11 protein-coding genes are annotated in these 11,528 nt (G+C 70.7%); 3 read left to right on the top strand and 8 right to left on the bottom strand.

Features of this window, described 5'->3' with window-relative positions; genetic code table 11:
* Positions 1-57: 57 nt before the first annotated feature.
* Entirely contained in the window at positions 58-1,179 is a 1,122-nt protein-coding gene (locus tag EV659_RS10215) for a site-specific DNA-methyltransferase (RefSeq protein ID WP_132708781.1), read from the bottom strand.
* Positions 1,180-1,311: 132 nt separating this feature from the next.
* Entirely contained in the window at positions 1,312-2,004 is a 693-nt protein-coding gene (locus EV659_RS10220) for a ribonuclease HII (protein ID WP_132708782.1), read from the bottom strand.
* Between the two features lie 464 nt (positions 2,005-2,468).
* On the opposite strand from EV659_RS10220, the gene EV659_RS10225 reads away from it, so the two are divergent.
* Positions 2,469-3,389 carry a hypothetical protein gene (locus EV659_RS10225; protein WP_132708783.1) on the top strand — a complete coding sequence of 307 codons (921 nt, stop codon included), beginning with the start codon at positions 2,469-2,471 and terminating at the stop codon, positions 3,387-3,389.
* Positions 3,390-3,435: 46 nt separating this feature from the next.
* On the opposite strand, the gene EV659_RS10230 is transcribed toward EV659_RS10225, so the two are convergent.
* Positions 3,436-4,530, bottom strand: a complete 1,095-nt coding sequence (locus tag EV659_RS10230; RefSeq protein WP_132708784.1) for a PA0069 family radical SAM protein — start codon at positions 4,528-4,530, stop codon at positions 3,436-3,438.
* A gap of 135 nt (positions 4,531-4,665) precedes the next feature.
* On the opposite strand from EV659_RS10230, the gene EV659_RS10235 reads away from it, so the two are divergent.
* Positions 4,666-5,643, top strand: coding sequence for an NADPH:quinone oxidoreductase family protein (locus tag EV659_RS10235; protein WP_132708785.1), 978 nt, complete (start codon positions 4,666-4,668; stop codon positions 5,641-5,643).
* 130 nt (positions 5,644-5,773) lie between these two features.
* On the opposite strand, the gene EV659_RS10240 is transcribed toward EV659_RS10235, so the two are convergent.
* The 5 genes from EV659_RS10240 to EV659_RS10260 form a co-directional block, all read right to left on the bottom strand.
* Complete coding sequence (locus EV659_RS10240) at positions 5,774-6,592, bottom strand: hypothetical protein (RefSeq protein ID WP_132708786.1); 819 nt, start codon at positions 6,590-6,592, stop codon at positions 5,774-5,776.
* A 37-nt stretch (positions 6,593-6,629) separates the two neighbouring features.
* Positions 6,630-7,688, bottom strand: coding sequence for a glycosyltransferase family 4 protein (locus EV659_RS10245; protein WP_132708787.1), 1,059 nt, complete (start codon positions 7,686-7,688; stop codon positions 6,630-6,632).
* A complete protein-coding gene (locus EV659_RS10250) occupies positions 7,685-8,599 on the bottom strand; it encodes a UDP-2,3-diacylglucosamine diphosphatase (RefSeq protein ID WP_132708788.1) in 915 nt (304 codons plus the stop codon). Before EV659_RS10250 ends, EV659_RS10245 begins: the two co-directional genes overlap by 4 nt.
* A 719-nt stretch (positions 8,600-9,318) precedes the next feature.
* Positions 9,319-9,789 carry an ArsR/SmtB family transcription factor gene (locus tag EV659_RS10255; RefSeq protein WP_132708789.1) on the bottom strand — a complete coding sequence of 157 codons (471 nt, stop codon included), beginning with the start codon at positions 9,787-9,789 and terminating at the stop codon, positions 9,319-9,321.
* A complete protein-coding gene (locus EV659_RS10260; protein ID WP_184409813.1) occupies positions 9,786-10,466 on the bottom strand; it encodes a peroxiredoxin in 681 nt (226 codons plus the stop codon). The genes EV659_RS10255 and EV659_RS10260 overlap by 4 nt, the downstream gene beginning before the upstream one ends.
* A 287-nt stretch (positions 10,467-10,753) precedes the next feature.
* Between EV659_RS10260 and EV659_RS10265 the strand changes: the two genes are divergently transcribed.
* Positions 10,754-11,500, top strand: coding sequence for a hypothetical protein (locus EV659_RS10265; protein WP_132708791.1), 747 nt, complete (start codon positions 10,754-10,756; stop codon positions 11,498-11,500).
* Positions 11,501-11,528 lie beyond the last annotated feature (28 nt).

Consider the following 11,528-nt stretch of genomic DNA (forward strand, 5'->3'; position numbering starts at 1 on the left):
GCCCGCCCCGCTGCGGGCGCCGCCATGGCCTGGGCGCGGTGTCATGGCCACGCCGGATCAGCCGACCGCGCCGGCCATCTCGGCGCGCACCTTCTGACGCAGCATGTCGATGGGCACCAGGTCGCCCTTGGCCTCGAAGCACCAGAACGACCAGCCATTGCAGGTGGGCGCGCCCTGGACCTCGGCGCCCACCTTGTGGATCGAGCCGATCACATCGCCCGAGATCAGCGTGCCGTCGGCGCGCACCCGGGCGGCGTGGCGCTGCTTGCCGTCCACCAACGTCTGTCCCGGCTTGATCATGCCGCGCTCCACCAGCACGCCGAACGGCACCCGCGGTTCCTTGCGCTTGGACTTGGTGACCGCGCGTTCGTCGGCGCCCAGGGGCTCCACCTTGGCGATCCGCTCGCGCGCGATGCCCACATAGCGCGGCTCGCGCTCGATGCCCACGAACCGCCGGCCAAGCAAGCGCGCCATCGCACCCGTGGTGCCGGTGCCGAAGAACGGGTCGAGCACCACGTCGCCCGGATTGGTCGCCGCCACCAGCACCCGATAGAGCAGTGCCTCGGGCTTTTGGGTGGCGTGGGCCTTGCGCTCGCCGTCGCGCAGCCGCTCGGCCCCGGTGCAGATCGGCAGGTGCCAGTCCGAGCGCATCTGAACGTCGTCGTTGAGCGCCTTGAGCGCCTGATAGTTGAAGGTATAGCCGCTCTTGTCCGCCGACTTGGCGGCCCAGATCAGGGTTTCATGGGCGTTGGTGAAGCGGGTGCCGCGAAAATTCGGCATCGGGTTGGTCTTGCGCCAGATGATGTCGTTGAGAATCCAGAAGCCCTGGTCCTGGATCTCGCGCCCGACCCGGAAGATATTGTGATAGCTGCCGATCACCCAAATGGTGCCGGTGTCCTTCAACAGCCGCCGGGCGGCCGCCAGCCAGTCGCGGGTGAAGCTGTCATAAGGCGCGAAGCCGTCGAACCGGTCCCAGGCGTCGGTGACCCCGTCGACCTTGGAATTGTCCGGCCGGTGCAACGCGTCCTTCAACTGCAGGTTATAGGGTGGGTCGGCGAAGATCAGGTCCACCGAGCCCGCCGGCAGCCGGTTCATGGCCGCGATGCAGTCGTCCTCGATCACCGTATCCAGCGGCAAATCGGTTTGAACCGCCGCCGGCTGATTGTCGCCACTCGTCATGACCCGCCCCCACTGGCGCTGCTACCCATCGAACGCCCGACCGTCCCCGGCCCAGCCCTTGGAGACGAGCGCTCGCAAAGCGCGAATCATGAGTCACACGGCGACTCGGGTCAATAAATTTTTCCACAGGAGTCAATTGCTTGTGGACAGTTTGGCCGCGATGACGTCGGCCACCGGGCGGAAGCTGCGCCGGTGGTGGACCGACGGCCCCACAAGCCGTAGCGCCTCCAGATGCGCCGGCACCCCATATCCTGCGTTGCGCGCCCAGCCATAGGCGGGCTCGGCGGCGTCGAGCGCGGCCATGATCCGGTCGCGCTCCACCTTGGCCAAAATGCTCGCCGCCGCCACCGAGACCGAGCGCGCGTCGCCCTTGACCAGCGCCTCGGCGGGACAAACCAGCCCCTCGGGCACCCGGTTGCCGTCGATCAGACAGCCCGCCGGCGCCGGGTCGAGAGCCTTGACCGCGCGGGCCATGGCGGCCATGGCGGCGGCCAGGATGTTGATCCGGTCGATCTCGTCGACGCCGGCTTCCGCGACCGCCCAGGCCGCCGCGCGGGCCTTGATCGCTTCGGCCAGGGCCTCGCGGCGCGGCTTGGTGAGCTTCTTGCTGTCGGTAATGCCCGGCGGCGCGTCGGCAGGCTCGGCGAACACCACCGCAGCGGCGACCACCGGACCGGCAAGCGGGCCGCGCCCGGCCTCGTCCACGCCGGCCACCAGCCCACCGCCCACACGCGCCGCCAAGGCGGCCTCGGCGCGGAAATCGGGGGGTTCTTTGCCTGTCCGGGGCCGGGCGGCCCCGTCGGCGGAAAACAGATCGTCTGCCATGGCGCCTAACAGCGCCAACGAGGCCGCCGGGTCAAGCCCTTGCGCACCCACCGGGCGGCGAAAGCGGGCTCGGCCCGACGCCGGGGCGGCCTGGTCCAGCATGACTTGGCATCGGGCGACCTGGCATCGCGCGACGGGGCACAGCGCGACGGGGCACAGCGCGACGGGGCAATCGGATCGCCGCGCGGCGCCGTATCAAGGACCAGCAAGCAGTGTCCCCCGGCGACCGGCCCGCAAGGCGCCGCGGTTCGGGCGCTTGAACAGCGAGGAGCACCATGGCCGACCCCCGAACCGCCCCGCCGCCGGACGCCGGCCCATCCGGTGCCCCATCGCCGCCAACCCCGAACACAGGTGCGCCCCAGACGGCACCGCCCCAAACCGGCGGCAACCGGGCGGCAGCGCCGGCCCCGGCGACCCGATCGGCCGCCGAGCCCCAAGGCGACGACGGGCGGCAGATCCGCTCGATGGCGGAGATCTTTCGCCTGCCGCCCTTGCCGCCGGCCTCGCCCAAGGCCCCGGCGCTGCCATGGCGGCTGGCCCTGGGCGTGCGGCTGCTGACCCTGGCGCCGGTGGCGGGCTATGCGCTGGCGCTGCAGGCGATCGCGCTGGTGCTGCTCGGCCGGACCGACGGCGCGGCGGGGATGGCCAGCGGCGTGGTGCTGGCGCTGGGCCTGGTCCTGCCGCCCGACGCCTATTCCCTGTGGAGCGGCGACGTGTCGTCGCCGCGCTGGCGCGTGTTCGTCGACCGGCGCCGGCAACGGCGGCTGCGCCCGGCGCTGGAAGACCATCGGGTCAAGCGCGACGCCGGGCACCGGGCGGCGGTGTTGTTCGCGGTGTCGGTGCCGGTGTTCCTGCTGGTGCTGCTGACCGTGCTCGGCGACGACGGCAGCCCGCGCGGCTATTTCAAGAAGTATCTGGTGCTGATGCACATACTGCCGCTTTATTCGCTGGTGCTGTTGGGCGTCTATGCGTTCCGCCCGCCCGCCGACCACCGCCCCCCCGACTGCCCAGGGGACCGCCCAGAGGACCGCCCCGCCCACGACCATAGCGCCCGCCGGGTCCGGCTGTCCCGGTCGGTGCGCTGGGCACTGGTGGCCGCCGGGGCCACCGCAGCGGCCTGGGCGGCGGGCGCGCTGTGGGACAAGACCGCGCTGACGCTCGCCGCCCCCGCAACGCTCGGCGTGGCGGGCCTGTCGGCGGCGCTGTTCTACGCCGGTCTGCGCAGCGGCCTGACGCCGGGTGCGGCCCACAGCCTGGCACGCCAGGGCCATCTGGACGCGCCCGCAAACGAGCCCGGCGGCGACAATGCCGGCCCCGACGCGCCCCCGGACGCCCGGCACGCGGAGGCGGCCACCGGCTCGCCAGACACCCGCCGCTCCGTCTGACCGCCCGGCCCCGTGCTGACCGCCATCGGCGGTGGCGCCGGGCGGCTTAGCCGAACAGGTCCAACTGGTCGCTGGCGGCGCGCGGGCTTTGGAACAGGTCGCAGCGCAAGCCCGGCCCGGCGCGCCCCTTGAGGCCGAGGCGCGCCCGCGCCCGGTCGGCGCGCTGGGCCAACAACTCATAAGCCGGGCCCTCGCCCCGGAACCGGTGGCCGAAGCGCGGGTCGTTGTCGCGCCCGCCGCGCGCCTCGCGCAGGCGGTTGAGCACCCGACGCGCGCGGTCGGGCATGTCTTCGGCCAGCCAATCGCGGAACAGCCCGGCCACCTCGCCCGGCAGGCGCAACAAAATCCACCCCGCCTCGACCGCGCCGGCCCGGGCGCCCGCCGCCAGGATCGCTTCGACCTCGTGGTCGGTGAGCGCCGGGATCACCGGCGCCACCATCACCCCCACCGGCACGCCGGCGGCGGCCAGGGTCTCGATGGCGGCGAGGCGCCGACCGGGCGTCGACGCCCGGGGTTCCAGACCGCGCGCCAGACGGTGGTCGAGCGTGGTGATCGAGATCGCCACCTTGGCCAGTCCATCGGCCGCCATGGCCGCCAGCAGGTCCACATCGCGGGTCACCAGATGGCTTTTGGTGGTGATGGTGACCGGGTGGCGCGCCTCGGCCAGCACCTCCAGACAGCCGCGCATGACCCGCCAGTCGCGCTCGATCGGCTGATAGGGGTCGGTGTTGGTGCCGAAGGCGATCGGCGCGCAGACATAGCCCGGCCGCGCCAGTTCGGCGCGCAACCGCGCCGCAGCGTCCGCCTTGGCGAACAGCCGGGTTTCAAAGTCCAGACCCGGCGACAGGCCCAGATGGGCGTGGCTCGGCCGGGCGTAGCAGTAGACGCAGCCATGTTCGCAACCGCGATAGGGGTTGACCGAGCGGTCGAACGGAATGTCGGGCGAGTTGTTGCGGGTGATCACCCGGCGCGCGGCGTCCACCGTCACATGGGTGCGCAGGGCCTCGCCCTCGGCGTCGAGGGTGCCCCAGCCGTCGTCGAGGCCCTGGCGCGTGTGGCGCTCGTAACGCCCGGCCGCGTTGCTATGCGCGCCCCGGCCGCGGCGCTGTTGCGGCTTGATCTGGCTGGTCCCGTCGAGCATGCGTCCCGCGCTCCGTTCGAGTCAGCGTCGATGCTAGCAGGCCGAAAAGAACAAAGAAAGAACATTTGTCGCCCTGGACGCCCGCTCGGCGCGCTTGCTAGCCTGACCGGCGAGAATGGGACAGGGAGGACTGCGATGAAATGGATGGCCGTGGACGAGCCCACCGGGCTCGATGCGCTGCGCCTGGCCGAGGTGGCGACGCCCGAGCCCGGCCCGGGTCAGGTGCGCGTGCGGATCGCCGCCTGCGGGGTCAATTTCGCCGACACGCTGATGGTCAAGGGCCAGTATCAGGTGCGCCCCGAACCGCCGTTCGCCCCCGGCATCGAGATCGCCGGCCGGGTCGACGCGCTCGGCGCCGGGGTCACCCAGTTGCGCGAAGGCCAGCCGGTCGCCGCCATCGTCGGCCATGGCGGGCTGGCCGAACAGGCGGTGCTCGACGCCCGGCTCGCCCTGCCCCTGCCCGAGACCATGGATCTGGTGGAGGCCGCCGCCTTCCCGGTTGCCTATGGGACCAGCCATATCGGCCTCGACCACCGCGCCGGGCTTCGCGCCGGCGAGACGCTGGTGGTCCATGGCGCGGGCGGCGGCGTCGGCCTGACCGCGGTGGAGATCGGCAAGCGCCTGGGCGCCCGGGTGATCGCGACCGCGGGCTCGCAAGCCAAGCTCGACGCCGCGCGCGCCAAGGGCGCCGACCTGACCATCGACTATGCCAGCGAAGACGTGCGCCAGGCGATCAAGGACGCCACCGACGGCCGCGGCGCCGACGTGATCTACGACCCGGTCGGCGGGGCGGCGTTCGACGCCAGCCTGCGCGCCATCGCCTTCGAGGGCCGGATCGTCGTCGTCGGCTTCGCCTCGGGGACGATCCCGCAGATCCCGGCCAATATCCTGCTGGTCAAGAACGTCTCGGCGGTGGGCCTGCACTGGGGGCTTTATGCCGACAAGCGCCCCGAGGTGCTGGTGCGGTCGTTGCAAACGCTGATGGGTTGGTATGCGGCCGGCGAGATCCGCCCGCACGTCTCGGCCACCTACCCGCTGGCCGACGCGGGCCGGGCGCTCGCCGACCTGGCCGAGCGCCGCGCCACCGGCAAGGTGGTGGTGACCATGGGGTAATCAGCGCACCGGCCGCACGGTCGGCCGGTGCCGCCGCCAGGGCAGGCGTCCGGCGCGGCCGATCCGGGCCGATTGTGAAGGAGACCCGGCCGGTCCGGGTCCGCACACCGGGGTTAGGGCAGAGAGCCGGTCAGGGCAGCGTGCGCGCCAAATGCACCGCGAGCACGCCAAGCCCGACCATCAACACACTCTGCACCGCCGCGCGCGGGCGCGCGCCTTTGACCAACAGACTGGCCGGCCAGCGCGCGAGCGGCATCATCAACACCAACGCGATCGGGGCGGCGAGCGCCGGGGCCGAGATGGCCAGCGTCGCCCCAATGCCGGCCACCGCCACCTGGCCGACGATCGCCGGCGCAATTCCGAAGCGCTCGCCGCGCAATCCGGCACCGACCCAGATGGCCAGCGTGGTCGCGAGCACGCCGGCGGCGTGAACCGACAGCACGCTGGGATAGAGCCCGGCGAGCGCCACCAGCCCCGCCGACGTGGCCACCAGCCCAAGCGGCAGCGCGCCGTCGGCGCCGCGATCGGCCAGCAGTCGCTGCGCCAGGACCAGCGTCAACAGAACGAACCCGCCCCCCTGCACCAACGCCAGGGTCTGCGCCGCCTCCGGCAACGCCACCACGCCGACGCCGAGCACCGGCGGCGCCAGCAGTGCGAACGGGATCGCCAGCCGCTCGGCGCGCAAATGCACGGCCACGAACGCGATCAGCGCGGTCACCACGACCACATAGGGCAGCCGCCCCATGGCGCCCACCGGCGGCCAGGGCGGAAACACCGGTTCGCGCACCAGCAAGGTGGCGCCGGCGAGCACCAGCCCCATGACCAGCCCTTGATTGGGGTTGATCGGCCGCGGTGCGGTCAGCGTCAGCCCCAGGGCAGCGACCGCGGCGGTCCACACGCCGAGCACCAGCCCCGGCCCGCCCAACAGAGACAGCAGCGCGGACGTCAACGGGACGCCCCCGCGATCCAACAACAATTGAGAAAGCTCATGCAGCCACGGATACCGAGCCCGACCGCCCCGTCAGCGCCAGATGCCGAAGGAACAGGTCCGCGCAATTCGACCAGGAATACCCCTCGGCATAGGGCCGGCAGGCGCGCCGGTCAAGCGCCAGCGCGCCGTCGATCGCCGCGCCCAGATCGTCGTCGAGCACGCCGACCGGCCCATCGGCGCGCACCGCCTCGGTGCCGAAGCCGCCCGGCCCGACCACATCGAGCGGCCCGGGCACCCGGTAGGCGGCGACCGGAATGCCGCTGGCCAGCGCCTCCAGCATCACCAGACCGAAGGTATCGGTCTTGCTGGGAAACACGAACACATCGGACGAAGCATAGATCCGCGCCAAATCCTCGCCCTGGCGCACGCCAAGGAAGCGCACCTCGGGATAGCGGCGCTGAAGGTCGGTCATGGCCGGGCCGTCGCCGACCACCAGCTTGGTGCCCGGCCGGTCGACCTCAAGGAACGCTTCGAGATTCTTCTCCACCGCCACCCGGCCCACATAAAGCATCACCGGCCCGGGATAGCCCAGATCGGTGCGCAGATCGGGGCGGAAGCGGCTCACATCGACGCCGCGGGTCCACAGGCGCAGATTGCGAAAGCCGCGCCGGGCGAGTTGGCTTTGCAGGGTCGGCGTGGCGACCAGCACGCCCGCAGCCGGCGCGTGGAAGCGGCGCACCACCTCGAACAGCCAATCCTCGGGGATGCCGGTGCGCAACTCGATATATTCGGGGAAATTGGTGTGATAGGCGGTGGTGAACGGAAACCGGCGCCGCACGCACCAGCGCCGGGCGGCATAGCCGAGCGGGCCTTCGGTGGCCACATGCACCGCGTCGGGCCCGAGCCGGTCGAGCATGTGCGCCACCTTGGTCTGGCCGCCGATGGCCAGCCGGATTTCGGGATAGGTGGGGCACGGCACGGTCATGAACCGGTCCGGCGTGATCATATAGACCCGATGGCCCTTGCGGCGCAGTTCCTGGCGCACCGCCTGGAGCGTGCGCACCACCCCGTTGACCTGGGGATACCAGGCATCGGACACCAACGCGATCTTCATTCCGCCGCCTCCAGCGCTTCGGCCGTGTCCCCGGAGCGCGCCGCCGCCTCGCGCCGGGCGATATCGTCGGCCCAGAACAGGATTTCCATGCGCCCGTCGTCATGCTCCACCAGCACGGTGCAGCTTTCCACCCAGTCGCCGTCATTGATGTAATCGATGCCCTGGATCTGGCGCCGCTCGGCATGGTGGATGTGGCCGCAGATCACCCCGTCCACCGACCGCTTGACCGCCTCCGACGCCACCGATTCCTCGAAATTGGACATGAACTCAACCGCCTTCTTGGTCTTGTGCTTGAGATAGGCGGACAAGGACCAATAGGAATAGCCGAGCTTGCGGCGCACATAATTGACCCAGGTATTCATGCCGATCAGCACGCGATAGGCATGATCGCCCACGAACGCCAGCCACTTGGCATGCATGACCACACCGTCGAATTCGTCGCCATGGAGCACCCAATAGCGGCGGCCGTCGGCGGTCTCGTGGATGGTATCTTGCAGGATCTTCACGCCCGCCAGGTCGTGGTCCACATAATCGCGCAGCATCTCGTCATGATTGCCGGGGATATAGATCACCTGGGTGCCCTGCGACGCGCGCTTGAGCACCTTGCGCACCACGTCATTATGATCCGGCGCCCAATACCAGGACTTCTTGAGCTTCCAGCCGTCGACGATGTCGCCGACCAGATAGAGATAATCCGACTCGGCATGGCGCATGAAATCGAGCAGATAATCCGCCCGACAGCCCTTGGTGCCCAGATGCACGTCGGAGATGAAGATTGAGCGATAGCGGCGCTTGGGACCACGCGGCGGACGGCGCCGCTTGCGGCCGGCAGCGGCTTGCCGCGCGGCCGCGACCGGATCCTCGTCGTCGTCCCACGGGACCGCCACGGTGCGATCTTGGCTTTCAGACATGTGCCCTATCCTAACCGCTCCTCGCGCCACAGGCGAGAGACATTCGCATCGGCCGAGCCGATCGTGTCGCGCCGCCCCGGCCCTCTCTCGACCGGCCCGTCCGCCGACCGGCCGGTCGGCAGCATGGCAGCCGATCGTGATCGCTCAGGCCAAGCCGGCGGGGCGAAGCCATGCCGGCCGCTTGCGCCACCGCTTATACGGGGCTTTGTAGGGCTTTGAGATGACGTTTTTGTGTCTCGCGCGGCAGCGACACCGAGCCGCACTCAGGCCACCCGGGGTGCGCGCGAGCCGTCCGGGGGACTGCCCCCCAAACCGCCCTAAGGTCGGACCGGGCGTCCATCCCGCCGGTCGGCGGATCGGCACGGTTTGTCGCGAAGTCGCTTGACGTCAGGCGGCGCCGACCCCACTTAGCGGATAGTGAGCTTCCCGGCTCACTGCCCCCCGTGGGCGTTTCCTCCCTGAACTTGGGCCGTGCCTCGCGCACGGCCTTTTTTTTGGCCCGACCGCGGCCCTCGGTCCGCCGCGTCTTCGGTCTGCAGCGCGTCTCGTCTGCGCCATTTGTTGTCTGGAGCCGCGGTTTCGGCGCCCGAACCCACCGGCGGCACGGCGTTGGTCACGCCCAAGACCGCGCAGGCTCGCCGGGCGGTATGAGGACCGGTTTTTGGCCAAATGTCAACCGACCGCCGCGTTCAGCCGAGCGGCGCGGATCGGCGCTTCGCTCACCGACTGCCGTCGGTCGACCAGCCGGCGCGGGCGAAGACACTGGCGCCAGCGGCTGCGGCTTCCCGCCCGGTCCGACCCGCCGGTCCGCGCGCCCGGTCTTTCGAGGCCGAGCGCGGATCGGCGGTGGCACAGCACGCCATGCCGGGCCACAGCGCGGCAACCACCCGCTCGGCGCGGTCGTCGATCAGCGAGTAGAACACCGCCTTCGACTGGCGCCGGGCGACCACCAGCCCCGCGTCGCGCAGTTTGCCCAGTTCGCGGCTCAGGCCCGGTTGGCGGATGCCGGTGACGGCCTCCAACTCGCTGACCCCGCGCTCGCCTGCGGTCAATGCAGCGACGATGGCCAGCCGGGCCGGGTGGCCGAGCGCCCGACACAGGTCGGCACCGTCGCCGGTACGGTCGACGCGCGGCGCAATCTCCGCCGGTTCGTCGCTTCCAAGCGGGTCCACCGTCGCCAGATCGTTCATGCCTCGTCCTCCTGGGTGAAGTACCACGTCACCGGCGCGCGGCTTTCAGCCGCCGCCCGGTCGCGTGCAATCATCTCGTCGGCGGTCTGGGGCGGCGCCTTGACCAGGGGTTGGCCGGTCTGCCACCCCTCGGGCGCGGCCACGTCGCCGGCCCGAGTGGCCTGAAGCGCGTCGAGCACCCGCAGCAGTTCGACCACCGACCGCCCGACGGCCATGGGATAGTGCAGCATCACCCGCAGCACGCCCTCGGGGTCGATGAAGAACACCGACCGCACCGCGGCCGTCGAACTGGCGCCCGGGTGGATCATCCCGTAGGCCTCGGCCACGGTCATGGAGATATCTTCCATTATCGGAAACTGTATATCGACCCCGAACGACTCGCGCACCGAACGGATCCACGCCAGATGGGCGTAAACGCTGTCCACCGACAGGCCGAGCAAGGCGCAGTCGCGCGCCTCGAAGGCGTCTGCCGCGCGCGCGAAGGCAACGAATTCCGACGTACACACCGGGGTGAAATCGGCGGGATGGGCGAACAGCATCAGCCAGCGACCGCGATAATCGCTCAGCGCCCGGACGCCCTGCGTGGTTCGCGCCGTAAACGGTGGCGCCGGTTCGTCGATCCGCGGCCCGAAACCGGGCCCGCCGGGTTCCGATACTGCCGACGGGCCGGCGCGCATCCGCCCCACTGGCCCGCCACCATATCCGCTGCACGCGTCGTCCATGACCGCCTTTGCCTCGTATCCGTGAAACCTTGGTGGCCTGTTCCGGGCGGCCGAACCGCTCTGGGGCCCGGCGCCACCATCCGTTACATTGTTACGTTATCGAGATTATCACTTAGCATAATCGAAAGCCACTGAAACCCCCTTCGAACCGACGGAATTGCCCGATGACCGAGCACCGCCTCCCCCACCAGCGCCCCCGCCGCGTCGCCTTCAATGCCTGGACTTACGGTGTTTTGGCGGGCATGGCTTGGCTTGTCGCGGGCTTGGCGACGCCGGCCGCTTCGGCCGAGCCCACCGAGGTGACCGTGCGGGTGATTGCCAAAGGCGCGAAGTTTATCGGCTCGGGCATGGGCGGCGTGGCGGTTCGACTGGAAGACGCCGACAGCGGCCAGATCCTGGCCCAAGGCCGCACCGCCGGCACCACCGGCGACACCGACCGGATCATGTCCCGGGGCCTGACCCACGCCCAAAGCCGCGCCACGCCGGACGCCGCCCACTTCACCGCGACGCTGGAACTGGACGCGCCGCGCCGGGTGCGCCTGGTGGCGACCGGCCCGGTGGCCCAGCCCCAGGCGCGCACCACGGTCACCGCCACGCAATGGATCGTGCCCGGCCGGCACCTGACCGGCGGCGGCGGTTGGGTGGTCGAAATGCCCGGTCTGGTGGTGAACCTGATGAGCCCGGCGCCGGCGATCAGCCACCCGGCGGGCGAGCCGATCCGCCTGGACGCCAAGGTCATGATGATGTGCGGCTGCCCGATCACGCCGGACGGGTTGTGGGACGCGGCCGATGTCGAGGTGGTGGCCACGGTGTTGCGCGACGGCAAGCCGGTGGCGCGCGTGCCGCTCGACTATGCCAACAGCCCCAGCCGCTTCGCCGCGCCCTACACGCCCGAGGCGGCCGGCACCTATGAACTGATCGTCCACGCCTATCAGCCGGGCAACGGCAATACCGGCCTCGACCGCACCGGCCTGTGGGTGACCGAATAGGCACCGACCCCACCGGCCGCGCCGACCC

It is taken from the genome of Rhodothalassium salexigens DSM 2132 (assembly GCF_004341375.1).
GTDB classification, from domain to species: domain Bacteria; phylum Pseudomonadota; class Alphaproteobacteria; order Sphingomonadales; family Rhodothalassiaceae; genus Rhodothalassium; species Rhodothalassium salexigens.

Excerpts from the sequence above, each read along its gene's own strand:
- EV659_RS10255 (WP_132708789.1), bottom strand. The coding sequence starts at position 9,789 with ATGAACGATCTGGCGACGGTGGACCCGCTTGGAAGCGACGAACCGGCG.
- EV659_RS10220 (WP_132708782.1), bottom strand. The coding sequence starts at position 2,004 with ATGGCAGACGATCTGTTTTCCGCCGACGGGGCCGCCCGGCCCCGGACA.
- EV659_RS10215 (WP_132708781.1), bottom strand. The coding sequence starts at position 1,179 with ATGACGAGTGGCGACAATCAGCCGGCGGCGGTTCAAACCGATTTGCCG.
- EV659_RS10230 (WP_132708784.1), bottom strand. The coding sequence starts at position 4,530 with ATGCTCGACGGGACCAGCCAGATCAAGCCGCAACAGCGCCGCGGCCGG.
- EV659_RS10245 (WP_132708787.1), bottom strand. The coding sequence starts at position 7,688 with ATGAAGATCGCGTTGGTGTCCGATGCCTGGTATCCCCAGGTCAACGGG.
- EV659_RS10225 (WP_132708783.1), top strand. The coding sequence starts at position 2,469 with ATGGCGGAGATCTTTCGCCTGCCGCCCTTGCCGCCGGCCTCGCCCAAG.
- EV659_RS10265 (WP_132708791.1), top strand. The coding sequence starts at position 10,754 with ATGGCTTGGCTTGTCGCGGGCTTGGCGACGCCGGCCGCTTCGGCCGAG.
- EV659_RS10235 (WP_132708785.1), top strand. The coding sequence starts at position 4,666 with ATGAAATGGATGGCCGTGGACGAGCCCACCGGGCTCGATGCGCTGCGC.
- EV659_RS10250 (WP_132708788.1), bottom strand. The coding sequence starts at position 8,599 with ATGTCTGAAAGCCAAGATCGCACCGTGGCGGTCCCGTGGGACGACGAC.
- EV659_RS10260 (WP_184409813.1), bottom strand. The coding sequence starts at position 10,466 with ATGCGCGCCGGCCCGTCGGCAGTATCGGAACCCGGCGGGCCCGGTTTC.